Source organism: Kitasatospora sp. NEAU-69, from assembly GCF_057158765.1.
The window spans coordinates 51,543-74,810 of the sequence record NZ_JBWXUE010000020.1 but is presented as its reverse complement, the minus strand read 5'-3'; the positions used below and the strand labels follow the sequence as shown (position 1 = coordinate 74,810).

Here is a 23,268-nt window from a genome sequence, read left to right as displayed (position 1 = left end):
GGTCGTCTGCGTCTACGGCAGCTGGCAGGACCGGTCGCGCTCCGCCGAGTAGAGGTGGCTGTCGCGGAACTGCTCGGCGCCGAGCGTGCGGCCGACCAGGATCACCGCCGTGCGCACCACGCCGGCCTCCTTGACCTGGTCGGCGATGTCCGCCAGCGTGCCGCGCAGCACCAGCTCGTCGGGCCGGCTGGCCATCGCGACCACGGCCGCCGGGCAGTCGGCGCCGTAGTGCGGCAGCAGTTCCTCGACCACCCGGTCCACGTACCGCGCCGCCAGGTGCAGCACCAGCAGTGCACCGCTGCGGCCGAGCGTGGCCAGGTCCTCGCCCGCGGGCATCGGGGTGGCCTGCTGGGCGATCCGGGTCAGGATCACCGTCTGGCCGACCGTCGGCACGGTCAGCTCCCGCTTGAGCGCGGCCGCGGCGGCCGCGAAGGCCGGCACGCCCGGGACCACCTCGTACGGCACGCCCGCCGCGTCCAGCCGGCGCATCTGCTCGGCGACCGCGCTGAACACCGACGGGTCGCCGGAGTGCAGCCGCGCCACGTCCTGGCCCGCCTCGTGCGCGCGGACCAGCTCGGCGACGATCTCGTCCAGGTTCAGCCGGGCGGTGTCCACCAGCCGGGCGTCCGGCGGGCACTCGGCGAGCAACTCGGCGGGCACCAGGCTGCCGGCGTAGAGGCAGACCTGGCAGCGGGCCAGGGTCCGGGCCCCGCGCACGGTGATCAGGTCGGCGGCGCCCGGTCCGGCACCGATGAAGTAGACGGTCACTGCGCTTCTCCTTCTTTCTCGTCCACGCGGGGCTTCACAACGGACCACTGGGTCACCGGCATCGCCTGCCGCCACCCGGTGAAGCCGCCGACCGGTACGGCGTGCGCGACGGCCAGGCGCAGCAGCTCGCCGCCGTGCCGGCGGTACCACTCGGTGAGCAGCGCCTCCGACTCCAGCGTCACCGTGTTGGCGACCAGCCGCCCGCCCGGCGGCAGTGCCGCCCAGCAACTCTCCAGCAGCCCGGGGGCGGTGAGTCCGCCTCCGATGAACACCGCGTCCGGGGGCGGCAGTTCGGCCAGTGCCTCGGGCGCCCGGCCGGTCACCACGCGCAGCCGTGGCACGCCCAGGGTGGCCGCGTTGCGCTCGATCCGCCCGGCCCGCACCGGATCACGCTCGATGCTGACGGCCTGGCAGCCCGGGTGGGCGCGCAGCCACTCGATCGCGATGCTGCCGCTGCCGCCGCCGACGTCCCAGAGCAGCTCGCCGGGCCGCGGGGCGAGCGTGGCGAGGGTCGCAGCGCGGATGTGACGCTTCGTCAGCTGGCCGTCGCTCTCGAAGAGTTCGTCCCGCAGGCCGGGCACCAGGGCGGGCTGAGTGGTGCCCTCGGCGGCCCGGCAGTCCAGCGCGATCAGGTTCAGCGAGTCCCCGGCGGGGTGTGACCAGCCGTCGGCCGTGCCGCCGAACTCCCGCTCCCGCGTGCTGCCCAGCTGCTCCAGCACCCGCAGCCGGCTCGGCCCGAAGCCGCGTTCGCGCAGCAGGCCCGCGACCGCGGCAGGCGTGCCCGCGTCCGCACTCAGCACCAGCAGCCGTCGGCCGTCGTGCAGCGCCTCGGTGAGCGTGGCGAGTTCGCGCCCGACCAGGCTGACCGTGCGGGTCTCCTCCAGCGCCCAGCCGAGCCGCGCGCACGCGTACGAGACGGAGGAGGGATGCGGCAGCACCCGCAGCCGCTCGGCCCCCAGCTCCTCGGCCAGCGTCCGGCCGATCCCGAAGAACATCGGATCGCCGCTGGCCAGCACCGCCACCCGCCGCCCCGCCAGCCCGGCGAACAGCCCCGCCACGGCCGGTCGCAACGGCGACGGCCAGGCCACCCGCTCGCCGCCGACCGCGCCGGGCAGCAGCTCCAGCTGGCGCCCGCCGCCGATGACCACCTCGGCCGCGCGCAGCGCCTCGCGGCTCGCCGCCGCCAGGCCGTCCCAGCCGTCCGCCCCGATCCCCACCACCGTCACGGGCCGGTCGATCGGCTCGCCGCCCGGCTCACCGACCGACTCGTCGGCCGCTGCTGCCGGTGGCGCCGCCTGGGCGCTGCCGGGGCTGCCGGGACTGCTCAACGCGATCTCCTCGCAGGTCCGAACGGGTGTCCGGGGCAGCCTACCGGTCCGTAGCGAGACGCCGGTGGGGGGCTGTGGCGAGGGGTGTCCGGGCGTTGCGGCGAGGCCGGAGCCGGTCGCTCAGCTCACCGCCGCGCGCCAGCCCCAGGAGGTCTGGCGGGGCTGGCCCGGCAGGTCGCCGCGGCCGGTCTGCCAGCAGAGGACGTCGGCGGGGTCGCCGGGCGGGGCGTCGGGGAAGAGCCGGGCCAGCACGCTCGCGCAGAGGTCGGCGGGCGGGTTCCAGGGCACGCCGAGGCCCTGGGTGATGTCGAAGCCGTGCAGCAGCGTCTCCGCCACGCCCATCGCCGCGAAGCCGGGCGGGTCGCAGGGGCCCCAGTGCCAGGCGCGCGCCGTCGGTTCGGCCGTCCTGAGGGCGCTGCTGAGCAGCGAGCCGGCCGCGGTCACCACCTGGAGGACGGCGGCGGGCGGGGCATCGGGGCTGATGGTCAGGTCCATCGGCAGGTAGCCGTCGGTCGGCTGGGCGGCGAGCTGGCCGGCGTAGGCGAGCAGGTCGTGTGCGATGTGCGCGGCGGTCTCCTGGCAGCTCCACTCCAGCGAGCCGGCCGGGCGGCTCCAGTCGGCGCCCAGCTGCGGGCCGAGGCGCTGCCAGAGCCAGGCCACCGCGCGCTCGACGTCCGTGCCGTCCATCGCGCGGTCCGGCACCGGCAGGTCGATCGCCCACTGCGGCTCCTGCTCGGCCTCCGCGCCGTCCGTCACCCGGTCCATCCCCGCCCCCATCGATCGCTGCCGTCCGTCCGTACACAATTACCCTGAGCAGCTCAGAAACACCAGAGTTCCCATGGAGCGCCGACGGGCCCGAGTGCGCGTCGGTAGGGTGGGGGACATGCCGACGACCGCAGTTCTGCCACCTCCCGCCGCCTGAGCGGGCGGCGAGGCCACGGAAGACCCTGAACCGGGCGTGGGCCCTCTCTTTGCGAAGAGGGCCTGGTTCCCGGGCCGGTCGGTGCTGCCCGCAGACGGGATCACCGACCAGTTCGCGTCTTCTGTGGGAGAACACCCGTGTCTGCTCCTCATGTTCTGCCGCTGCCTGCGCCGAGAGTGCTCTCGGCCCGGCGGGGCCTGCTCTACCTGCTGATATCCGCCACCTCCTGGGGCACCGCCGGTGCGGCGGCCGCGCTGCTCTACCGCGGCAGCGGGCTCGGCCCGGTGTCGCTCACCTTCTGGCGCTCGGCGGGCGGCGTGCTGCTGCTGCTCGTGGCGGGGGCCTGCCGGGGGCGGCGGCTGTCGCTGCCGCGCGGGCGGTCCGCCATCGCCGTCAACGGGCTGGGCCTGACGCTCTTCCAGGTCGCCTACTTCGAAGCCGTGCACGGCACCGGCCTCGCGGTCGCGACGGTGGTCACGCTCGGCGCCGCACCCGTCCTGGTGGCGCTCGGCGCGCGCCTGCTGCTCGCCGAACGGCTCGGCGTCGCGGGGGTGTCGGCGGTCGGCGGGGCGCTGGCCGGGCTCGCGGTGCTGATGCTGGGTCAGGGTGGCAGCGGCGAGGTGCGGCCGGGTGGCGTCGGCTGGGCGCTCGCCTCGGCGGCCGGCTACGCGGGCATCACGCTGTACGGGCGCCGGCGGGCGGCGGCCGGGATCCAGGACGACCCGTTCGTGACCACGCTGTTCGCGTTCCTGGTCTGCGCGCTGATCCTGCTGCCGGTCGCCGTGCTGACCGGTGGTGGCTTGTCCGGTGGCGGTTCGTTCGCCGCCGGCCTGCTGCCGCGCGCGGCCGGCCTCGGCGGCACGCTCGCGCTGCTGCTCTACACCGCGGCCGTGCCGACCGCGCTCGGCTACGGGCTCTACTTCGCGGGCGTCGCGGTGGTCCGGGCGACCACCGCCTCGGTGATCGCGCTGGTCGAACCGGTCAGCGCGACGCTGATCGCCGTCACGCTGCTCGGCGAGCGCCTCGCACCCGCCACCGTCGTCGGCACCGCCGTGCTGCTGCTCTCGGTGACCGGCCTCGCGGTCGCCGAGGCGCGGCAGGCGGTGGGCGAAGCGGAATAGCGGTCTGTCTTTCCCGCGGGCCGCGGCCGCACCCGAAGCCGCGGCCTGCGGATATTCCCGAACCGGAATTCGCCGCTGTTGTTTGGCACTTCACGTTCTGGTGATCCACTGGCCTGGTCCTCTGGCGGAGAATTCAACGCTTGAGCAATTCTGTTCGTGATGAATTAGTCGCTTCGCGGCCGGTTCTTCGGTCGCAGAACGGGGGAGATTCCGATGGAAGAGGTCCTGATTGTCGGTGCCGGCCCGGCCGGGTTGGTCACCGCCATCGAACTGGCCGTCGCCGGGGTGCCGTGTCGCCTTATCGAGCGGCGGAGCGAGCGTTCCGGCTGGTCAAGGGCGTTCGGCATCCACGCGCGGTCGCTCGAGCACTTCGACGCGCGAGGGCTGGCCGGGCCGCTGGTGGACCGCGGCTACCGGTCGCCGGAGATTCGTCTCGATACCAAGCTGGTCGATCTGCACCAGCTCAACACCCGCTTCCCTTATCTACTGATCATTCCGCAGAACGAGACCGAAGCCGTCCTGGAAGAGGCCGTGCGCGCGCTCGGCGTGCCGATCGAGCGGCCCAGCGAGGTGGTCGGAATCGAGCAGGACGAAACCGGCGTCGACGTGCGGATCAAGGACGAGTCCGGCCGGATCCGCACCGAGCGGGCCGGTTACGTGGTGGCCGCGGACGGCCACCGCAGCACCGTCCGCAACCTGCTGAAGCAGCCGTTCCCCGGCTCGCAGTACAACATGACGGTGATGCTCGGCGACGTCATGCTGCTCGACCCGATCGGCCCGCAGATGCAGATCCTCTCCACCCGGCGCGGCATGGTGCTCACCACGCCGTTCCGGGACGGCTTCCACCGGGTGATCACCATCGACCACCGGTTCACCAGCGTGCCCGACGACGAGCCGCTGACCATCGAGCAACTCGCCTCCAGCACACGGCACGTGCTGCGCCGGGTGCTCGGCTTCGTGGAGGCGCGCTGGCTGTCCCGGTTCTCCAGCCAGCAGCGGCAGGCCGAGCAGTACCGGATCGGCCGGGTGTTCCTGGTCGGTGACGCGGCGCACGTGCACTCGCCGGCGGGCGGCCAGGGGCTGAACACCGGCGTCCAGGACGCCTTCAACCTGGGCTGGAAGCTCGCTGCCGCGGCGCAGGGCTGGGCACCGGACTGGCTGCTCGACAGCTACCAGGACGAACGGCACCCGATCGGCGCCGACGTGATCAGGCGCACCGACATCATGCTCAAGGTCGTCTCGATGCAGGCCCGCCCGGCCCGTGCCGCACGCAAGGTGGCGATGGGCACGGCCCTCTCGCTCCCGCCGCTGCACCGGGCGATCAGCGCCAGCATGGCGATGACCTCGCTCAGTTACCCGGCCGATCCGGCGACCGACCACGAGTGGACCGGACGGGCACTGCCCGCGGCCTCGCTGGTCCTCGGCGACGGCAGCCGGATCGGCTCGCACGAACTGGTGCGGGAGGCGGGGTTCGCGCTGCTCGTCAACGACGGCTCGACGGCCGGCGGACCCGCCGCTCTCGGCGCCTCGCCCGCCGTGTCGGACGTGCCGGACGGCTGGTCCGGACGCGTGCGGCAGGTCCGGATGACCGGCACGGCGGACGGCGCGCCGTGGCCGGGCGCCGTCCTGGTCCGCCCCGACGGGTACGTCGCCGCCGCGGCCGAGACCGCGGACCCGGCGGCACTCTCCGCGATGCTGCACAAGTGGTGCGGCGAGCCGGGCCCGGCCACCTTCGGCAGCCCGATGGCCGCGCAGGCCGGCGCCGTGCTGCGAAGCGGTCGGTAGCGGCAACGGACGGCGGGTGTCCCCGGGGGCGGGAATAGACTCCGGGGATGCCCGGACTCCTGCCCGCCGTCCCGCGTGAGCTCTGTCGGACCGTCAGTGTGCCCGAGCTGGTGACCCCGCTCGGGCCGCTGCGGTTCGCCGCCCGGATCGGCGGGCGCGCGCTGCCGGCCGCCGCGCGGCGAGTGGAGCGGCTGCCGGCGGGTGGCCTGGTGTTCGGCTGGGAGCTGCCGGGCACGGCCGAACTGGAGCTGCTGGTCTGCCGGTTCGAGCCGGATCCGGTGGCCGCGGGCGAAGTGGCGTTGGCCGACCGGTGGGCGGCCGTCTGGCGGCTCGCGGCCCGGCGGCCGCTGCGCCAGGCGGAGCTGTCGGTGGCGTTCGACGAACTGCCGCCGGGGGTCAGCGGCGGCTGGGACGGCGGACAGTCGCTGGACGCGGTCACCTTCGACGGCACCGGGACGGTGCTGACGCTGGGCGTCCCCGACGCGATCGAGCTCTGCGACCGGGCGCCGTACGGCGGTGATCTCCCGGTCGGCTGGTCCGACTTCCTGGGCGACCTCTACTCCGGCTCGCCCGGGCTGGACTGGGGGGTCGAGCTGGTGCGCGACCCGAGCGGGCGCGAGTGCGGCCTGCGCTGGGTGCTGCCGCCGCTCGCCGCCGGCGAGCACTGCGTCCTGGAGGCGGTGGCCTGCTGGCGTGCCGCGCCGCCGGGACACGACGAGGACGTCGCCACCTGGTTCGGCGTGCTGGCGAGCCCGGTCGCCGTGCTGGCCGGCGCGGGGGTGACCGGCCAGGGGTGAAGCGGTTCCCGGCCGAACCCCGTGCCGCGGACCGGCGGGTGCGTCACACTGATCCCCGAAGCGTCATGTGACCAACCATCAGGCCTGACTGAAAAAGGGGAGCAGCCTCGTGCCCGATGAGATAGTCCTCGTACTGAGCGCGTCCGAAGCCGCCACAGGGGTCACCGTGAGCATCGGATCCCGCAGTGGCGGTGAAGCGATGACGGTCCGCATCCCGCCCGTGCAGGACGGCACCGTGCTGCGGATCCCCACCGACACCGGTGATCTCCTGGTGCGGATCCAGGTCAGGCCCGACCAGCCGGCCGGTGCGCCGCTCGGGCAGCCGCTCGGCCAGCCGTTCGCGCCGGCGGCCGGGCCCGGGGTCAGGCCGCGGCGCCGGGGAGGCTCCAAGATCGTCATCGGCCTGCTGGCCGTGGGGATCGCCGTCGCCTTCGCGGTGATCAACAGCAACAACCATCACAGCTCGTCCGACAGCGCCTCGCCGGCCGTGGTCAGCAGCTACGTGCCGCCGACCTACCCGGATCCGACGTTCTCCCTCTCGATCCCCACGCTTCCGGCGATACCGCTGCCCACCTTCACGTTCGCGTATCCGAGCTCGCTGGTCCAGCCCATCTCGCCCGCCGCCGAAACCCCCAGTGCCGCACCGAGCTTCGCCGTCCACGACTGCCTGTCGGGGACGCTGCCCGACTCCACCACCGCGCAGAGCGTCAATGGTGTGGAGGTGGTCTCCTGCTCCTCCGCGGACGCCCACTACAAGGTGATCCAGAGCTTCTTCGGGAGCAGCGACCTGGGCAAGTGCGATCAGAACCCGGACACGCAGTACGCGTTCTCGGAGGAGACGACGTACGGCGCGGTCACCATCTCCTCGGAGGTCTACTGCGTGGTCGGGATCGGCTCCTACGCGAGGTAGGCCCACAGACAGGTCCTGGCCCTGTGATCCAATGACGGGAGGACGCGACCAGGGGGAGTGGCGAGGACTGTGCAGCTGGAAACCGACGGGCTGACCATGCGGCCGTGGCAGGACATGGACGTCGAGGCGCTGACCGAGGCGGCGGGCGATTCCGCGCTGGAGCGCTGGACCTCGCTGCGGATCACCGACCGGGCGGACGCGCTGCGCTGGATCGCCGAGCAGCGGGCCGGCCGGGCCGCGGGGCAGCGGCTCGCGCTCGCGGTGCTGGAGGACGGGCGGCTGTCCGGGCACGTCGTGCTCAAGCGCCGGCCCGACGGCACGGGCGTCGGCAAGGCGGCGCCCGGGCACACCGCCGAGGTCGGCTACTGGACCCTCGCCCGGGCGCGCGGCCGCGGGGTGGCCCCGCGTGCGCTGGCGGCGCTGACGGCCTGGGCGTTCGAGGACGACCCGGCGCTGCTGTGCCTGGAGCTGCTGCACAATCTGGACAACACCGCGTCCTGCCGGGTCGCGGTGAAGAGCGGCTTCGCCCTGGAGGCGGAACTGCCGCCGAGCGAGGGGTATCCGATCCCCGGCCACCTGCACGTGCGGCTGCGCGGACAGGGCTGATCGGGCCATGGGCGGGCTGAGCCGGGTGCTGGCGGCGGATCCGGGGCTGGCCCAGTGGTGGGAGCGGCAGCCGCCCGAGCCGGCCCGGCCGGTGCCGCTGCGGCTGCCCGAGGGCGACGATCCGGTCGGCGAGCTGCTGGAGCTGGCCGTGCCGCACGAGGACGTCAATCCGCTGCTGGCCGCCTGCGCGCTGCTCGCGGCCGAGCCGGCGGCGCAGCGGCTGGTGGCGCGGTGCGCGGGTGAACTGGCCGCCGGGATCGGGACGGTGGGTGCACCGCCGCTCGAACTCCCGGCGCTGCCACCGGAGTCGGGCCTGTTCGGGCAGTACTTCCCGATGCTGGTGTACCTGGCGGTGCTGCCGCACACCCGGGCCTACCACGAGCGGTGCGGGATCCCGGCCGCCGTCGGCCGCCGCACGCTGACCGACCTGGGCCGCAACATGGCGCTGCACCGCAGGCGTTACGGCGTCGGCGGGCTGCTCAACCCGCGCTGGCCGGGCCTGCACCTGCGCGGGGAGCTCTATCAGCTCGGCCGTCTGCAGTTCCAGCGAGCCCACCTGGGCGAGCGCACCGGGCGGGCCGTCGTGGCGGCCGGGGCGCCGTTCGGGCCGGGCATGCCGAGTCTGGCGGTGCACATCCCGGACTACTCGGGGCCGTTGACGCCGGCGGCCTGCGACGAGTCGTTCCTGCGGGCCCGGGAGTTCTTCGCGCGGTACTTCCCGCAGCCGCCGCCGGCCGTCGCGACCTGCCACTCCTGGCTGCTCGACCGGCAGTTGCGGGCGTACCTGCCGCCGGGCTCCAACCTGCTGCGGTTCCAGGACCGGTTCCGGCCCGGCCACCCGGTGGACCGGCCGGACGACACGCTGCCGATCGGGTTCGTCTTCGGCGACCCGGACCTGCCGCTGGACGCGCTGCCGCGCGCCACCGCACTGCAGCGCGCGCTCGCCGACCACCTGCGCGGCGGTGGCCACTGGTACGGCGGGAACGGCTGGTTCGCGTGGTGATCGCCTGACCGGCTGGTCCGGTGCGCGTGGTGGGCGTGGACGTCGGGGCGTGCAGGTGGTGGGGCGGCGACCGGGGACCACTGACCCGGCCGCCGCCCTGGGCCTGCGGTGAACGGGCCGTCGGCGGACCACGGCGATACCGCCAACGCCGGGGTTGCCCGTCCGGGCGTGCCTGCGACCCGCGACCCGTGATCAAGGTAGCCCCGGCTCCGGGGGCGGTCATCCGCCGTCCGGGCTACCCCCGGCTCGACCCGCTGCGGTACCCGGCGGCGCCTCTCATACCAGCGCAGTACACGGCACGGCCCGGCCCGCGTGGTGTGCGGACCGGGCCGTGCCGTGCCGGATCAGGCCGTTACGGCTTCCAGTAGTCGCCGGCCATCACCACGTAGACGAGCGTCTTGATCGTCTCGCCGTAGTAGCCGTCACCGAACGGGTTGCCGGAGAGCTGCTTCCAGATCGCGTCGGTCCACGCCTGGTCGCCCGCCGCCATCGCCGCCGGGCCGACCGAGTCGCCGGCCTCCTCGGCCTGGTCGGAGGTGGAGTACGGCGTGCAGTCGAGGTTGGTGTGCGGGTAGACCTTCTGCGGGTTGCCGCCCGACTCGTGCTTCAGGCAGGCGGATTCGAGCTTCGCCGTGGCGTAGGAGACGGCGGCGGTCGAGCTGCCGTAGAGCAGCGCGTCGGTGCCGAGGTGCCAGGGGACCCGGATCGAGTTGTAGCCGACGATGTTGTCCGGCTGGTCCTCCTGGTAGTTGGCGGGCGCCGGCTTGGGGCTGGTGGTGTTCGCGTTCACCACGAAGTCCGAGAGCAGGCCGCCGCTCGGGGAGTGGGCCTTGGTGAACTCGCTGATCACGGCCTCGGTGCGGGTGACGACCTTGTTCCAGTCGTGCGCGGTGTCGTAGGCGGCGAAGGCGCGCAGGTGGTCGAGCATCATGTCGGACGGACGGGTGTCGGTGCCCGGCCCGTCGTCCTCGCACTTCAGGTGGCCGTCGGAGGCGACGTTGTGGGCGTAGAACGCGGCCAGCCAGGCCTTGGCGTCGGCCGTGTAGCCGCCCCACTGCTTGTCGGCGAGGATCAGGCCGTAGCCGATGTCGAGGTCGCCGTCGGTCGCGGCGTCCGGCGTGCCGCTGCTGTAGTACTTGCAGGTCTTGCCGTCCAACTGCCACTGCATCAGGCCGTCCTGGTCCCGATGGTCCTTGACGAGTTGCCACAGTCCGTTGAACTCGGTCTGGGCGTTGGGGTCGTGGCCGGCCATCAGCGGGACCAGGTTCATCCCGTAGCCCTGGCCCTCGGAGACCGGGCCGTTGTTGCGCGCGTCGCTGTCGCCCTTGGTCGAGACGTAGTACTCGTTCGACGCGCAGCCGTGGACCAGGTAGGTGGCCTTCCAGGAGTCGTAACTCTTCGCGACGGCCGCGTCCCGACTGGCCTGCGAGGCCGAGGGCAGGACGCCGACCTGGTAGGTCACGTGGGCCGGGAACGGGTGCGCGGCGTGGGGGGTGGCGGCCGAGGCGGGCGCGACGCCCGCCAGGGTGAGGCCGATGGCGGCGGTGGAGAGCGCGGTGCCGGCGGCGATCAGCGTGCGCAGGCGTACCGAGGGGAGGCGATGCGGCATCTGAAGGGCTCCTCATGGGGGAGAAAGTTAGGAAAGTTTCTTTACTTGAATGGGCTCATGTCAATACCTGGGAACGAATGCCCTCGAACGGAGGGGGTGGATGATGGGAGTGGATCAGTGTGGATCCGTGGAGTGCCGAGAGGGGAACGGGTATGACGGAGCATCTGGTGGTCATCGGCGGCGATGCGGCGGGGATGTCGGCCGCCTCGCAGACCCGGTTGCGGCGCGGGCCGCAGGAGCTGCGGATCACCGCGTTCGAGCGTGGCTCGTTCACCTCGTTCTCGGCCTGCGGGATTCCGTACTGGGTGGCCGGTGAGGTGCCGGAGCGGGACCAGCTGATCGCCCGCACTCCCGAGCAGCACCGGGCCCGGGACATCGACCTGCGGATGCGCACCGAGGTGACCGAACTCGACCTGGACCGCCGCCGGGTGCGCAGCCGGGACCTGACGACCGGCGCGCAGGAGTGGACGGAGTACGACCAACTGGTCATCGCCACCGGCGCCGAGTCGGTCAGGCCCGCGCTGCCGGGCTTCGACGCACCCGGCGTGCACGCCGTGCACACGCTGGACCAGGGGCAGGCGCTGCTCGACACGCTCGCCGAGCGGCGGGCTGGGCGGGGGGCTCAGCGCGAGGGCGGGCCTGGTGAGGCGAGCGGCGGGCGGCCGCAGCACGCGGTGGTGATCGGCGGCGGCTACATCGGCGTCGAGATGGCCGAGGCGATGCTGGTGCGCGGCTACCAGGTCACCGTGGTCCACCGCAGTCCCGAGCCGATGCCCACCCTCGACCCGGACCTCGGCGCGCTGGTGCGGGCCGGCATGGTGAAGCTCGGCATCGAGCTGGTCTCGGCCGCCGCCACCGAGGTGCTGCTCGGCCCGGACGGCCGCCCGCGCGCGGTGCGCAGCACGGCCGGCGAGCACCCGGCGGACGTCGTGGTGCTGGGCCTGGGAGTGCGCCCGCGCACCGAGCTGGCGCGGGCGGCGGGGCTCGCGCTCGGCGTGCACGGCGGCCTGCGCACCGACGAGACGATGCGGGTGCTGGACGCGGACGGTGCCCGGGTGGACGGCCTCTGGGCCGGTGGCGACTGCGTGGAGGTGCTGCACCTCGTCTCCGGGCGGCACGAGCACATCGCGCTGGGCACCCACGCGAACAAGCACGGGCTGGTGATCGGCCACAACCTCGGCGGTGAAGGGCTCACCTTCCCGGGCGTGGTGGGCACGGCGATCACCCGGGTCTGCGACCTGGAGATCGCCCGCACCGGGCTGAACGAGCGTGAGGCGACGGCGGCGGGCCTGCGCTGGACCGCCGCCGTCATCGAGTCGACCGCGCAGGCCGGGTACTTCCCCGGCGCGGCTTGGATGACCGTCAAGCTGCTGGCCGAGCAGGGCAGCGGGCGCCTGCTCGGTGCGCAGATCGTCGGTGGGGCGGGAGCGGCGAAGCGGATCGACGTCCCCGCGATGGCACTGGGCAGCCGATTGACCGTGGAGCAGCTGGTCTTCCAGGACCTCGGCTACGCCCCGCCGTTCTCACCCGTCTGGGATCCGGTGCTGGTGGCCGCCCGGAAGGCGGCCAGGCAGCTGTTGAGCCTGCCGAACTGACCCTTGGAAAAGGTCAGTTGACGTACACGTGCGGGCTGCCGGCCTGGCTGGTGTCGAGCACCGGGCCGTAGGCCGCCGTGAAGTAGCCGGCCGCGAAGCAGGTGCCGGGGCCGGAGCTCTTGGCGAAGGACTGGTTGGTGAAGCTGATCGTCTGAGCGGTGTTGCTGGTGGTGCCGGAGAGGCTGGTCGGCGAGGCCTTGTAGGCGCAGGTCACGGTGCCGAGCAGGGTCTTGAGCACGATCGTGGTCTGGATCGGACCGGCCGTGCCGGGGCTCAGCGTGACCGGGTTGCCGGCCGCGTCGCTGACGTTGTTGGTGTAGCTGAGGTTGTTGACGGTCACGCTGGACACGCCCGTGACGCCGGGGATGTTGACGGCGCTGCACGAGCCGAAGGTCTGGCTGGTCAGCGTCTCGACGGCGGTGCCGGGGGAGGCCGGGTTGCTGCTGACGGTCGCGGTGAAGCCGGAGGCGGCGCACTTGACCCCGGTGCCGCCGGCGGCGGTGGAGTACAGCGTGGCGAAGGTGCCGCCGGAGAGCGCGGCGGTCAGCACGTCGCCGGTCGCGACGGCGGTGCCGCCCGCGCTGCCGTAGGTCAGCACGTTCGGGGTGGCCGCGGCGGCGGGCAGGGCACAGGTGGCGGCGAGGGCGAGGGTGGTGGCGGCCAGGCCGACGCCGACGGTGAGGCGGTTGCGCACGAGGGTTCCTCTTTCCGGGTGGGTGGGGGCGTGCACGTGGGGGTGCACGGGAAAAGGGGGACCGGAGGTCCGGGCGGGTGTGGTCTCAGTGGGTGGGGCTCAGTGCCTGGCCGAGGCCGTGGCCGAGGCGCCGAGTGCGCTGGTCAGGTCGCTGAGGCTGGAGTCCAGGGCGAGCGAGGTGTCGGTCTGCTGGAAGCTGACCGAGCCCTTGCCGGCGCCGGCCGGGATGCCCATCGTCCAGTCGATGATCGGGTCGAGGATGCCGCCCAGGCCGCAGCCGCTCGCGCCGGGCACGCTGAACGTGTTGTCCACCAGCGAGGCGCCGGTGAAGGAGGCGACGATCGAGTTGTAGCCGTTCGGATCCGGGTTGACCGCGATGGTGCCGGGGTCGCCGGTCATCGGCTGGGCGGGCGGGGGCGGCGCGGTGGTGCCGGTGGTCGGGCTCAGCACGATCGGCGAGCTGTCCGAGCCGATGTAGCAGTCGCCGCCGAAGAACGCGTTGAACAGGTGCAGTTTGACCGGCAGTTTGAACACCGGGTACGACTCGCCGGCCGCCAGCGGGGTGAACTGGGTGACCGGGCCGGCCAGTTCGACCTGGGCGAAGACACTGGTGACGCCCGGCAGGAAGTTGATGATCCCGGGGATGGTGATCTGCGCGGGCTGCGCGGTGAGCAGCTTGCCGGCCGCCGGTGCCACCGTCGTGTACTGGTTGGCGCTGCTGCCGTCCGGGAAGTTGACCACCGGAGCCGACTTGTCCCAGTAGACGCCGAACTGCAGGGTGATCGGTGAGGTGAGCGGCACGGTGGTGGTGCCGATGGTGAAGCTGCCGGCCTTGGTGACCGAGATCGCGCAGCCCACCTGGAGGTCGGTCGGATCCTGCAGGGCGGCCGAGGAGGTCGGGCAGTTGCCCATCCCGGCGTACAGGCCGCCCGGCGCGCCGGCCGGCCCGGCGGCGTGCGCGGGTGCGGCGGCGGCCAGCAGGCCGGCGGCGGCCAGGGCCGCGACGGCCGGGCCGAGTCGGCCTGGTTTCAGGGAAGTTCGAAGCATGGCGGTACTCCTCACGGCAGGGGTGGCTGGTGAGTGGAGTTCGCGGTGTGACGCAAGGGCGAGTGGTGGCAGGGACGCTCGGCGCCACGAGCGCTCGCACCGATCCGCGCGGCTGCCACCGCAGTTCGGTGTGGAAGCGGGGTCCGCCAGCCGTGCCGGGGATGGAAAACCTGGGACGGTTCTAGGCCCGGCCTCATCGCAGCGTCAAGGGACGGTGCTGAAGTTGCGGATAGATCTTGAACTCCACTCACATTCAGGTGAGTTCTTGGTCCTGGGGGCCTCCGCGACCATGGCGGTGGGCGAAGTGGACACGCCGGCCGGCCCGGCCGGGAGAGCAAATGAACGGGAGAGCAGATGAACCCGATGGCAACGCGAAGTCTTGACCCTCCGTCTACCCCGAGGTAACTTCCAGTCATCTGCCACGGTGTGAGACTGATCGTCAATTCCCCTGCCAGGGAAGGAGATTGATCTGAGACCGTGGGTTCTCGTCCGCGCCAGGACGCCGTGCCGGTGATCACAGGTCCCCCACCTTTTCCCTGGAGCATCCATGGCCCACTCGGAAGAACACCCCACCCCCACTCCCGAAACTTCCACCGCCGAGACCCCCGCCTCCGAACCGGAGACCACGGCACCGGCGCCCACCGGGCGCGGCCGGGTCAGGCTGCGCCGGACCGCCCTGATGGCGATACCCGCCTGCGTGGTCGGCGGCATCCTGATGGCGCTCACCGCGCAGGGCGTCCTCGCGGCGCAGTTCTCCATCTCCGGCATGGCCTTCAACGTCACCGCGGATCAGCTGAACGGCACCGGGTTCGAGCAGTTCGGTGGTCTGGACAACATGATCCCGAACAGCCCGAACGCGGGCGACACCGGCGGTCAGGTGCTGGTCGCGGTCTCCGCGGTCAAGGACGCCACGCTGACCAACCTCTGCCAGAGCGTCAACCTCGGTGGCACGAACCTGCGGATCACCGCCGGTGACGCGGGCACACCCGTCTCGGCAACCAACCTGACCACCGACTCGGACCTGCTCTCCGGCGACGCCGCGTTCAAGAACATCGAGATCGGCGGCGACGCGAGCACGTTCACCGAGGCGGGCGTCCAGGGGCCGGCGGGTGTCTTCGGGCAGCAGGCGGACACCGTGACGATCAACCACCTGCGGCAGGAGAACTACGCGACCACGGCCGCGACGTTCAAGCTGCCGAACCTGCACCTGAGCTTCAGCGACCAGGCCTGCTGACGTGGCGGACGAGCTGGGGGAGGGGGCGGCGGCCGATCCCGGGTCTGACGCTCCCGAGGTGATCGAGACGGTCGGCCCGTCGCCGTCCGCCGTGCCGTGGTTCGTCACTCCCGTCCGCAAGCGCGCCTTCAGGGCCTGGCGCGGCCGGCGCCCGTTCTGGGGCGGGCTGCTGGTCACGCTCGCCGGTGCGGAGATCCTCTTCACCGAGAAGGCTCCGCTCCCGGTGGTGCTGCACATCGGGATCCAGGGCCTGGCCGGCTACCTGGCCCCGGCGATCCTGCTGGTCTGCGGGCTGCTGCTGCTCTTCAACCCGGCCCAGCGGCTCTTCTATGCCGTGCTGTCGGTGCTGCTGACGCTCGGCACCTGGATCACCTCCAACCTCGGCGGCTTCTTCCTCGGGCTGCTGCTGGGGCTGATCGGCAGCAGCCTGGCCTTCGGCTGGCTGCCCGACCAGCCCGCCCGGCGCCGCCTCTTCCGCCGCGAACACCACGAACACCACGAACGCCGTGACCGGCACACCGACACGTCCACCGCTTGACCCGCTTGACCAGCGGAGAGCACCCAGTCGGCTGACGATGTGGTGCCTTAGAGGGGAATCCTGCCCGGAATCGGGCAGGATTCTTTGTTTTTCCGGCGCCACCCACCTAATGTCTCCCCGTGCCCACCTCGCCAGCAGCGCCGACCCCGCCCCCGACGGCCCACGCCGACCTGATCGCGCACCTCACCCGGACCAGCGTGCTGGGCCCCGGCGAGGCGGCCCGGGTGGTGGCCGAGGTGCTCGCGTACTTCTCGGAGACCACCGGCGAGTACGTCCAGCGGCGGCACGCCGAACTCCAGTCGCGCGGCCTGACGAACGACCAGATCTTCACCCGGATCGCCGAGGAGCTGCCGGCCCGCCGGGTCGCGGCCCCCGAGCTGTCGGCCCGCCAGCTGCGCCGCATCGTCTACGGCTGACCCGGCCGGTCACCCCGGCCCAGCGGTCACCGCCCGCAGTCACGTTCACCGTCCCCAAGCTTCAGGAGCCTGCCCAGCCATGTGCGGAATCGTCGCTTACATCGGTCCCAAGGACGCCACCCCGTTCCTGCTCGAAGGTCTGCAGCGCCTGGAGTACCGGGGCTACGACTCGGCCGGCGTCGCCGTCACCGGCAAGGGCGCGGGCCTGAAGGTGCGCAAGACCAAGGGCCGGGTCGCCGACCTGGCCGCCTCGGTGCCGGCCCGCTTCAAGGGCTCGACCGGCATCGGCCACACCCGCTGGGCCACCCACGGCGAGCCGAGCGATGCGAACGCGCACCCGCACCTGGACAACGCCGGCCGGTTCGCCGTCGTGCACAACGGCATCATCGAGAACGCCGACGCGCTGCGCGCCAAGCTGACCGCCGAGGGCGCCGTCTTCGCCTCGGAGACCGACACCGAGGTGCTGGTGCACCTGGTCGCCGCGCACTGCACCGAGGGCGTCGAGCTGGAGGACGCGGTCCGCGCCGCGCTCGCGCTGGTGGTCGGCACGTACGGCATCGCGGTCGTCGATGCCGAGCAGCCGGACCGGGTCGTGGTGGCCCGCAACGGCAGCCCGATCGTGCTCGGCATCGGCGAGAAGGAGATGTTCGTCGCCTCCGACGTCGCCGCGCTGGTCCGTTACACCCGCCAGGTGGTGCACCTGGAGGACGGCGAGCTGGCCGTGATCCGCGCCGACGGGTTCCGCACCTTCACCGAGGACGCCCGCCCGACGACCCGCCAGCCGTCCACCGTGGACTGGGAGATCGACTCCTACGACACCGCCGGGCACTCGCACTTCCTGATCAAGGAGATCCACGAGCAGCCGGGCGCCGTCGAGCGCACGCTGAGCGGGCGGCTGGACGAGCGTTTCGCGACCGCCCACCTGGGCGGCCTCAACCTGGACGCCCGCGAGCTGCGCGACGTGCGCCGGGTGAAGATCATCGGCTGTGGCTCGGCGTACTACGCCGGCCAGATGGGTGCCCAGCTGATCGAGGAGCTGGCCCGGATCCCCGCCGACAGCGAGCCGGCCTCCGAGTTCCGCTACCGCAACCCGGTGATCGAGGCGGACACGCTGTACGTCGCGGTCAGCCAGTCCGGCGAGACCTACGACACGCTCGCCGCGGTCCAGGAGGTCAAGCGCAAGGGCGGCAGGGTGCTCGGCGTGGTGAACACGGTCGGCAGCGCGATCGCCCGCGCCTGCGACGGCGGCATCTACCTGCACGCCGGTCCGGAGATCTCGGTCGCCTCGACCAAGGCCTTCACCTCCACCGTGGTCGCCTTCGCGCTGCTCGCCCTGCACTTCGGCCGGATCAACGACCTGTCGCCGGCCGACGGCCGCCGGATCGTCGAGGGCCTGAAGGCGCTTCCCGACCAGATCCGCGCGATCCTCGACCAGGAGAAGGAGATCGCCGACCTGGCCGCGGAGTACGCCGGTCACCAGGGCATGATGTTCATCGGCCGGGTCCGCGGCTACCCGGTGGCCCGGGAGGGCGCGCAGAAGCTGAAGGAGATCAGCTACGTGCACGCCGAGGCCTACCCGGCGAGCGAGCTGAAGCACGGTCCGCTCGCGCTGATCAGCCCCGAACTGCCCACCGTCGCCCTGGTTCCGGACGACGAGCTGCTCGACAAGAACCTCACCACGCTCGGCGAGATCAAGGCCCGCTCCGGCCGGGTGCTGGCGGTCGGCCACCGCACGCCGGATGCCAAGCTCGCCGACCACAGCATCGTGGTGCCGAAGAACGAGCCGGAGCTCGACCCGCTGCTGCTCAACATCCCGCTCCAGCTGCTCGCCTACCACGCGGCGGTGGCGCTCCAGCGGGACGTGGACAAGCCGCGCAACCTGGCGAAGTCGGTGACCGTCGAGTAGCCCGGACGTAGTCGGGTACGACGTGGCCCCTGCCGTCCGCCGACGGCAGGGGCCAGCTGACACGACGACTCAGGTGAGCTTCACCGAGGCGTCGTCGATCAGGAACGCGGTCTTGCCGCTGGTCGAGTGCGAGACCAGCTTGATGCCGACCGTCGAGCCGAACTCCTTGGTCACGTACGGGGTCAGGTCGAAGTTCTGGAGCTGGTAGCCCTTACCGGTGGTGTCCAGGTTGGTCCAGGTCTTCACCGTGGCCATGTAGTTGCCCGTGTACTGGTCGTAGAGCTCCAGCGAGAGCGTGTCCACGCCGGGGCCGGTCGGCGCCGGGGTGTTGGTGGCCGTGCCGGTGATGTTCAGCCAGAAGGAGAGGGACTCCTTGCTGTAGCCCGGCGTGGTCTCCACCCACTGGGTGATCGAGTCGTCGCTGGTGGTGTCCCGGCCCAGCCAGGCGTACGAGTTGCCGCTGTGCGCCTGGTGCGCGCTGGACGGCGTGATGACGTTGTAGCCCGAGGGGTTCCAGACGCCGTGGTCGTAGGTGCCGTTCTCGAAGCCCGGGTCGTTCAGCTGCTCGATCGGGGCGCAGCCGGTCTGCGGGCCGTTGAAGAAGCCTGCTCGGAAGGTCTGGCTCTGGCTGTTGCCGCTGGCGTCGCTACCGGTCACGGTGATGCTGCGCCAGCCGACGGCCTTCGTGGTGCCGGTGATGTGGCCGGTCGTGGCGTTGATCCGCAGCCCGGCGGGCAGGCCCTTGGCGCTGTAGCCGATCGGCCGTCCGGTGGTGTCCGAGGCGAGCACGGCGAGGTCGAGCTTCGAGCCCGCCTGGAGCGTCTGGTCGCACGGCTTGGTCACCAGCAGCGGCTTGTTGGCGAAGACCGGGTCGTCGCCCATGCAGAGGTGGTCGTAGTTGGACCACATCGTCTGGACCGGGAAACTGCCGGTGGAGAGCTGGAGGTTGAACATCCCGCCGTTCGAACCGACCGGGATCCAGGAGCACTTGTCACCGATCTCCTGGCCGGTCGCGTCGGTCCACGCGCCGGACGGGTTCTGGTCGGTGATGGTCTCCGCGTACTCGTGGCCGCCGATGATGCCGTAGCCGTCAAGCCGGCCGCGCGCGCCGGGGTTGATCCAGTTCGTGCCGCAGTCCGGGACGTCGGTCAGGTACGGCATCAGCGTGTACGCCAGGGTGCCGGACGACGGGGTGCGCATGAAGGTGTGCCAGGCGCAGTAGCCCAGCTCCTTCCACTTGTCCGAGTCCTCACCCTGCGGGGTGTTGATGATGTACTGGACGTTGCGGTTCTGGTTCGGGTCACCGTTGCCGAAGTGCTTGGCCGCGGCCAGGACTTCGGCCGCGATCTGCGGCTCGGTGGCGGCCGCCGGGGACGGCGCCGAGTTGTCCACCCAGACGCCCGACAGGGTCTGGCCCGCCGTCGGCATGCCGACGTGGTTGGTGCCGTCGGGACAGCGGCTGGAGCCTGCCGCGGTGCCCTCGCAGTACTGCGTCATCACCTTGGACCAGGTGTCGGTGCTGCTGCCCAGGCCCTTGAAGAACTCCTGCTGGTACGGCGCGGCGGCGTCCGGGTCGCCGGTCAGCGTGGTGTCGCCGGTGGCCGGGTCGGTGCCCTGGGTGCCCCACTGGCTTCCCCAGTAGACCAGGTAGACCTTGGGCGGCCCGGTGGTGACACCGATCGAGTCCTGGCCGCCGCGGTAGGTCATCTGCAGGTCGTAGTTGTTGTTCGGCGTCTCGATGCCGTTCGGCTGGGCGCTCTGCTTGGCATTCGACTGCGAGCTCTGCTGGGCGGCGAAGGTCTTGGCATTGGGCATCACATGCGGGCGTACCGCACCGAGTTGCACCCAGGTGCCGTTGATCTGCTGCCAGCCCTCGGACGCGGGATGGGAGTCGACTGCGACCGGCGGCTTCGGCGCGGGACTCTGCGCGCTTGCGGTGCCGGTGACGCCGGCCGTGGCGACGCCGAACGCGACGCCGGCCAGCAGGATCCTCTTCAGACGGGGGCCGAGCTGGGAACGGGCTGTGGGCACAGGGGTTCCTGACTCTCTGAGAATGGGATGGGGACCCGGAAGGGGCAGTGCAATGACACATGTCACCCATCACATGGGTCAAGACCCGTGCCTGAGGTTTATTGTTTGGTGATGTTGGATACTGTTGGTGGTGGCGAGGCTGGAGTCGCCAGGGCCGCTACTGCAGTCGCCAGGGCCGCTACTGCGCCCGGCTCAGCGTGAATGCCGCGTTCACCAGTGCCACATGGCTGAACGCCTGTGGGGTGTTGCCGAGTTGGCGGCCGGTCAGCGGGTCCCACTCCTCCGCGAGCAGGCCGAGGTCATTGCCGAGCCCGACCGTACGGTCGAAGAGCTCGCGGGCCTCGGCCTGCTGCCCGATCTCGGCCAGCGCGTCGGCCAACCAGAACGAACACGCGACGAACGCGCCCTCCGCGCCGCGCAGCCCGTCCGCCCCGCGCAGTCCGTCCGGTCCGGGGAGCCCGCCGTCGTCCTGGCCGTCCACCGCCGCGTAGCGGCGCACGAAGCCGCCGTGGTCCAGGCCGTCCCGGACGGCGGCCACCGTGCGGCGCACCCGAGGATCGTCCGGGGGCAGGAACCCGGTCTTCGCCACGAAGAGCGTCGCGGCGTCCAGCTCCCGTCCGCCGTAGTGCTGGACGAACGCGCCGAGCCGTTCGTCGTAGCCGTGCGCGCAGACGTCCGCGTGCACCGCCTCGCGCATCGCGCGCCAGCGCTCGACCGGCGCCGGCAGGCCGGTCGCCTCGGCGAGGCGCACCGCGCGGTCCGCCGCGACCCAGGACATCACCTTGGAGTGCACGAACTGCCGCCGCCTGCCGCGCACCTCCCAGAGGCCCTCGTCCGGCTCCCGCCAGTGCTCCTCCAGGTAGGCCATCAGCGTCCGCAGCAGCGACCAGACCTGGCGCTCCATCGGCACGCCGGCCGCCCAGGCCAGGTGCAGCGTGTCCACCACCTCGCCGTAGACGTCGAGTTGGAGCTGCCCGACGGCCGCGTTGCCGAATCGCACCGGCGCCGAGCCGGCGTGCCCCGGCAGCCAGTCGGCCTCGGTCTCCGGCAGCCCGCGCTCGCCCGCCACGCCGTACACGGCCTGCAGGTCGCCGGGGTCGCCGGCGATCGCGCGCAGCAGCCAGCGCCGCCAGGCCGCCGCCTCCTCGCGGAAGCCGCCGGCCAGCAGCGCGGAGAGCGTCATGCTGGAGTCGCGCAGCCAGCAGTAGCGGTAGTCCCAGTTGCGCTCGCCGCCCAGCACCTCGGGCAGTCCGGCGGTGGCCGCGGCCACGATCCCGCCGGTCGGCGCGTAGGCGAGCGCCTTGAGGGTGATCAGCGAGCGCAGCACCGCCGCCCGCCAGGGGCCCTGGTAGCGGCAGCCGGCCGCCCACTCCTGCCAGCGCTCGGTGGTCCGCGCCAGCTCGCGCAGCGGGTCGCTGCGGCGGGCGGCCGACCGGTGCGAGGGCTGCCAGGTCAGCACGAACGGCACCGTCTCGCCGGCCTGCACGGTGAACTCCGACCGGGTGGCACCCTGGTGGCCGAAGGTGTGGACGCCGTCGGGCACCCGCAGCCAGGCCGAGTCCGGCCCGGCGACCGCCACCCGGTGGTGGTCGGTGCGGCGCACCCAGGGCACGCTGCGGCCGTAGTTGAAGCGCAGCCGGAGCTCACCGCACATCCGCACCGCGCCGCTCAGGCCGGTGACGATCCGGATCAGCTGCGGGTCGTGCTCACGCTGTGGCATGAAGTCGGTCACCCGGACTTCTCCGTCCGGGCCCTGCCAGCAGGTCTCCAGCACCAGCGTGCCGTCCTGGTAGCGGCGGGTCGCGCGGTACTCGCCGGCGGGGGCCGGGGCGAGCCGCCAGCTGCCGTGCCGGTCGTCGCCGAGCAGCGCGGCGAAGCAGCTGGGGGAGTCGAAGCGGGGGAGGCAGAGCCAGTCGATCGAACCGTCCCGGCCGACCAGCGCGGCGGTCTGCAGATCGCCGATCAGGCCGTAGTCCTCGATCCGTCCCGCCATGCGGCCCATTCTCCGCCGCGCCCGCCTGCTCCGCCCATCCGCGCCGCGGGTTCGTGAAGGGCCTGCTCAACCCGGTCCCGGCCGGTTGGGGCGGGGGCGGGTCGGTAGGATGACCCCTGAGCCTCTTGTACAGCTCAGTGGCGGAAGGGGACCTTGATGCGGCGACCACCGTGGGTGCCCGCGGATATGGATCTTGACCGGCCGGCGGCGGCGCGCGTCTACGACTACTACCTGGGCGGCTCCCACAACTTCGCGGCCGACCGCGAGATGGCCCGCAAGGCCATCAAGCTCTGGCCGGACCTGCCGCTGATCATGCGCGCGAACCGCGCGTTCCTGCGCCGTTCGGTCACGTACCTGGCCGAGCGCGGCTTCACCCGCTACCTGGACGTCGGCTCCGGCATCCCGACCTTCGGCGCGGTGCACGAGGTGGCCCGCGAGATCCAGCCGGACAGCCGGGTCGTCTACGTGGACAAGGACCCGGTCGCGGTCGCGCACAGCCGCCTGCTGCTGGAGGACGACAAGCTCTCTTCGGTGGTCGAGGCCGACCTGACCGACCCCGAGGAGCTGCTGGCCCGCCCCGAGGTGGTCGAGCTGCTCGCCGCCGGTGAGCCGGTCGCGCTGCTGCTGGTGGCCGTGCTGCACTTCGTCACCGACGAGCAGGACCCGGAGCGCATCGTGCGCCGGCTGCGCGACGCGCTGCCCAAGGGCAGTGCGCTCGCGATCTGCCACGCCTCGTTCGAGGGCCGCCCGGACCAGGCCGACTCGCACCAGGACCTGTACAACCGCACCCCGACCCCGCTCACCATGCGTTCGGTCGAGCGGATCCGCGGCCTCTTCGACGGCTTCGAGGTCGTCGAGCCGGGCGTCGTCTACCTCCCGCAGTGGCGCCCGGACGACCCGCTGGCGGTCGGCGAGAACCCCGAGCGGATGGTCGGCGTGGTCGGCGTCGGGCTGCTGACGTGAGG

20 protein-coding genes are annotated in these 23,268 nt (G+C 72.4%); 12 read left to right on the top strand and 8 right to left on the bottom strand.

Annotation, left to right across the window (positions count from 1 at the left end; genetic code table 11):
* Nucleotides 1–12: 12 nt before the first annotated feature.
* The 3 genes from cobM to AC060L_RS22780 form a co-directional block, all read right to left on the bottom strand.
* Entirely contained in the window at nucleotides 13–768 is a 756-nt protein-coding gene (gene cobM, locus AC060L_RS22790; protein ID WP_483800712.1) for a precorrin-4 C(11)-methyltransferase, read from the bottom strand.
* A complete protein-coding gene (gene cbiE / locus AC060L_RS22785) occupies nucleotides 765–2,006 on the bottom strand; it encodes a precorrin-6y C5,15-methyltransferase (decarboxylating) subunit CbiE (RefSeq protein WP_483800798.1) in 1,242 nt (413 codons plus the stop codon). Before cbiE ends, cobM begins: the two co-directional genes overlap by 4 nt.
* Before the next feature lie 210 nt (nucleotides 2,007–2,216).
* The gene (locus AC060L_RS22780; RefSeq protein ID WP_483800711.1) at nucleotides 2,217–2,861 is read right to left on the bottom strand and encodes a maleylpyruvate isomerase N-terminal domain-containing protein; all 645 of its coding nucleotides are present in this window, start codon (nucleotides 2,859–2,861) and stop codon (nucleotides 2,217–2,219) included.
* A 294-nt stretch (nucleotides 2,862–3,155) separates the two neighbouring features.
* On the opposite strand from AC060L_RS22780, the gene AC060L_RS22775 reads away from it, so the two are divergent.
* From AC060L_RS22775 to AC060L_RS22750, 6 genes are all read left to right on the top strand, one after another.
* The gene (locus AC060L_RS22775) at nucleotides 3,156–4,139 is read left to right on the top strand and encodes a DMT family transporter (RefSeq protein ID WP_483800710.1); all 984 of its coding nucleotides are present in this window, start codon (nucleotides 3,156–3,158) and stop codon (nucleotides 4,137–4,139) included.
* A gap of 213 nt (nucleotides 4,140–4,352) precedes the next feature.
* Nucleotides 4,353–5,924: an FAD-dependent monooxygenase gene (locus AC060L_RS22770; RefSeq protein ID WP_483800709.1), complete on the top strand. Its 1,572-nt coding sequence runs from the start codon at nucleotides 4,353–4,355 to the stop codon at nucleotides 5,922–5,924.
* Between the two features lie 47 nt (nucleotides 5,925–5,971).
* Nucleotides 5,972–6,721 carry a hypothetical protein gene (locus AC060L_RS22765; RefSeq protein WP_483800708.1) on the top strand — a complete coding sequence of 250 codons (750 nt, stop codon included), beginning with the start codon at nucleotides 5,972–5,974 and terminating at the stop codon, nucleotides 6,719–6,721.
* 166 nt (nucleotides 6,722–6,887) lie between these two features.
* The gene (locus AC060L_RS22760; protein WP_483800707.1) at nucleotides 6,888–7,631 is read left to right on the top strand and encodes an LppU/SCO3897 family protein; all 744 of its coding nucleotides are present in this window, start codon (nucleotides 6,888–6,890) and stop codon (nucleotides 7,629–7,631) included.
* A gap of 69 nt (nucleotides 7,632–7,700) precedes the next feature.
* A complete protein-coding gene (locus tag AC060L_RS22755) occupies nucleotides 7,701–8,237 on the top strand; it encodes a GNAT family N-acetyltransferase (protein ID WP_483800706.1) in 537 nt (178 codons plus the stop codon).
* 7 nt (nucleotides 8,238–8,244) lie between these two features.
* Entirely contained in the window at nucleotides 8,245–9,240 is a 996-nt protein-coding gene (locus AC060L_RS22750; protein WP_483800705.1) for an acyltransferase domain-containing protein, read from the top strand.
* A gap of 352 nt (nucleotides 9,241–9,592) precedes the next feature.
* Here the strand turns inward: AC060L_RS22750 and AC060L_RS22745 are convergent, their stop codons facing one another.
* A complete protein-coding gene (locus tag AC060L_RS22745) occupies nucleotides 9,593–10,849 on the bottom strand; it encodes a glycosyl hydrolase family 8 (protein WP_483800704.1) in 1,257 nt (418 codons plus the stop codon).
* Nucleotides 10,850–11,001: 152 nt separating this feature from the next.
* Here AC060L_RS22745 and AC060L_RS22740 point away from each other — a divergent pair, with 152 nt between their 5' ends.
* Complete coding sequence (locus AC060L_RS22740) at nucleotides 11,002–12,444, top strand: FAD-dependent oxidoreductase (protein ID WP_483800703.1); 1,443 nt, start codon at nucleotides 11,002–11,004, stop codon at nucleotides 12,442–12,444.
* 13 nt (nucleotides 12,445–12,457) lie between these two features.
* On the opposite strand, the gene AC060L_RS22735 is transcribed toward AC060L_RS22740, so the two are convergent.
* Both AC060L_RS22735 and AC060L_RS22730 read right to left on the bottom strand, forming a co-directional pair.
* Nucleotides 12,458–13,138, bottom strand: a complete 681-nt coding sequence (locus AC060L_RS22735; protein ID WP_483800702.1) for a Tat pathway signal sequence domain protein — start codon at nucleotides 13,136–13,138, stop codon at nucleotides 12,458–12,460.
* A gap of 99 nt (nucleotides 13,139–13,237) precedes the next feature.
* Nucleotides 13,238–14,185, bottom strand: a complete 948-nt coding sequence (locus AC060L_RS22730; protein ID WP_483800701.1) for a hypothetical protein — start codon at nucleotides 14,183–14,185, stop codon at nucleotides 13,238–13,240.
* 547 nt (nucleotides 14,186–14,732) lie between these two features.
* On the opposite strand from AC060L_RS22730, the gene AC060L_RS22725 reads away from it, so the two are divergent.
* From AC060L_RS22725 to glmS, 4 genes are all read left to right on the top strand, one after another.
* A complete protein-coding gene (locus tag AC060L_RS22725; RefSeq protein ID WP_483800700.1) occupies nucleotides 14,733–15,419 on the top strand; it encodes a DUF6230 family protein in 687 nt (228 codons plus the stop codon).
* Nucleotides 15,420–15,510: 91 nt separating this feature from the next.
* Entirely contained in the window at nucleotides 15,511–15,957 is a 447-nt protein-coding gene (locus AC060L_RS22720) for a DUF6114 domain-containing protein (RefSeq protein WP_483800797.1), read from the top strand.
* 119 nt (nucleotides 15,958–16,076) lie between these two features.
* A complete protein-coding gene (locus tag AC060L_RS22715; RefSeq protein WP_483800699.1) occupies nucleotides 16,077–16,373 on the top strand; it encodes a hypothetical protein in 297 nt (98 codons plus the stop codon).
* A 79-nt stretch (nucleotides 16,374–16,452) separates the two neighbouring features.
* The gene (gene glmS, locus AC060L_RS22710; protein WP_483800698.1) at nucleotides 16,453–18,279 is read left to right on the top strand and encodes a glutamine--fructose-6-phosphate transaminase (isomerizing); all 1,827 of its coding nucleotides are present in this window, start codon (nucleotides 16,453–16,455) and stop codon (nucleotides 18,277–18,279) included.
* Between the two features lie 69 nt (nucleotides 18,280–18,348).
* Here glmS and AC060L_RS22705 read toward each other — a convergent pair whose 3' ends face one another.
* Both AC060L_RS22705 and AC060L_RS22700 read right to left on the bottom strand, forming a co-directional pair.
* On the bottom strand, nucleotides 18,349–20,310 hold the full coding sequence (locus AC060L_RS22705) for an Ig domain-containing protein (protein ID WP_483800697.1): 1,962 nt from the start codon (nucleotides 20,308–20,310) through the stop codon (nucleotides 18,349–18,351).
* 178 nt (nucleotides 20,311–20,488) lie between these two features.
* A complete protein-coding gene (locus tag AC060L_RS22700) occupies nucleotides 20,489–22,303 on the bottom strand; it encodes a glycoside hydrolase family 15 protein (protein WP_483800696.1) in 1,815 nt (604 codons plus the stop codon).
* Between the two features lie 156 nt (nucleotides 22,304–22,459).
* On the opposite strand from AC060L_RS22700, the gene AC060L_RS22695 reads away from it, so the two are divergent.
* A complete protein-coding gene (locus AC060L_RS22695; RefSeq protein WP_483800695.1) occupies nucleotides 22,460–23,266 on the top strand; it encodes an SAM-dependent methyltransferase in 807 nt (268 codons plus the stop codon).
* Nucleotides 23,267–23,268: the final 2 nt, after the last annotated feature.

Excerpts from the sequence above, each read along its gene's own strand:
- glmS (WP_483800698.1), top strand. The coding sequence starts at position 16,453 with ATGTGCGGAATCGTCGCTTACATCGGTCCCAAGGACGCCACCCCGTTC.
- AC060L_RS22750 (WP_483800705.1), top strand. The coding sequence starts at position 8,245 with ATGGGCGGGCTGAGCCGGGTGCTGGCGGCGGATCCGGGGCTGGCCCAG.
- AC060L_RS22730 (WP_483800701.1), bottom strand. The coding sequence starts at position 14,185 with ATGCTTCGAACTTCCCTGAAACCAGGCCGACTCGGCCCGGCCGTCGCG.
- AC060L_RS22740 (WP_483800703.1), top strand. The coding sequence starts at position 11,002 with ATGACGGAGCATCTGGTGGTCATCGGCGGCGATGCGGCGGGGATGTCG.
- AC060L_RS22745 (WP_483800704.1), bottom strand. The coding sequence starts at position 10,849 with ATGCCGCATCGCCTCCCCTCGGTACGCCTGCGCACGCTGATCGCCGCC.
- AC060L_RS22695 (WP_483800695.1), top strand. The coding sequence starts at position 22,460 with ATGCGGCGACCACCGTGGGTGCCCGCGGATATGGATCTTGACCGGCCG.
- AC060L_RS22700 (WP_483800696.1), bottom strand. The coding sequence starts at position 22,303 with ATGGCGGGACGGATCGAGGACTACGGCCTGATCGGCGATCTGCAGACC.
- AC060L_RS22770 (WP_483800709.1), top strand. The coding sequence starts at position 4,353 with ATGGAAGAGGTCCTGATTGTCGGTGCCGGCCCGGCCGGGTTGGTCACC.
- AC060L_RS22780 (WP_483800711.1), bottom strand. The coding sequence starts at position 2,861 with ATGGACCGGGTGACGGACGGCGCGGAGGCCGAGCAGGAGCCGCAGTGG.
- AC060L_RS22765 (WP_483800708.1), top strand. The coding sequence starts at position 5,972 with ATGCCCGGACTCCTGCCCGCCGTCCCGCGTGAGCTCTGTCGGACCGTC.
- AC060L_RS22725 (WP_483800700.1), top strand. The coding sequence starts at position 14,733 with ATGGCCCACTCGGAAGAACACCCCACCCCCACTCCCGAAACTTCCACC.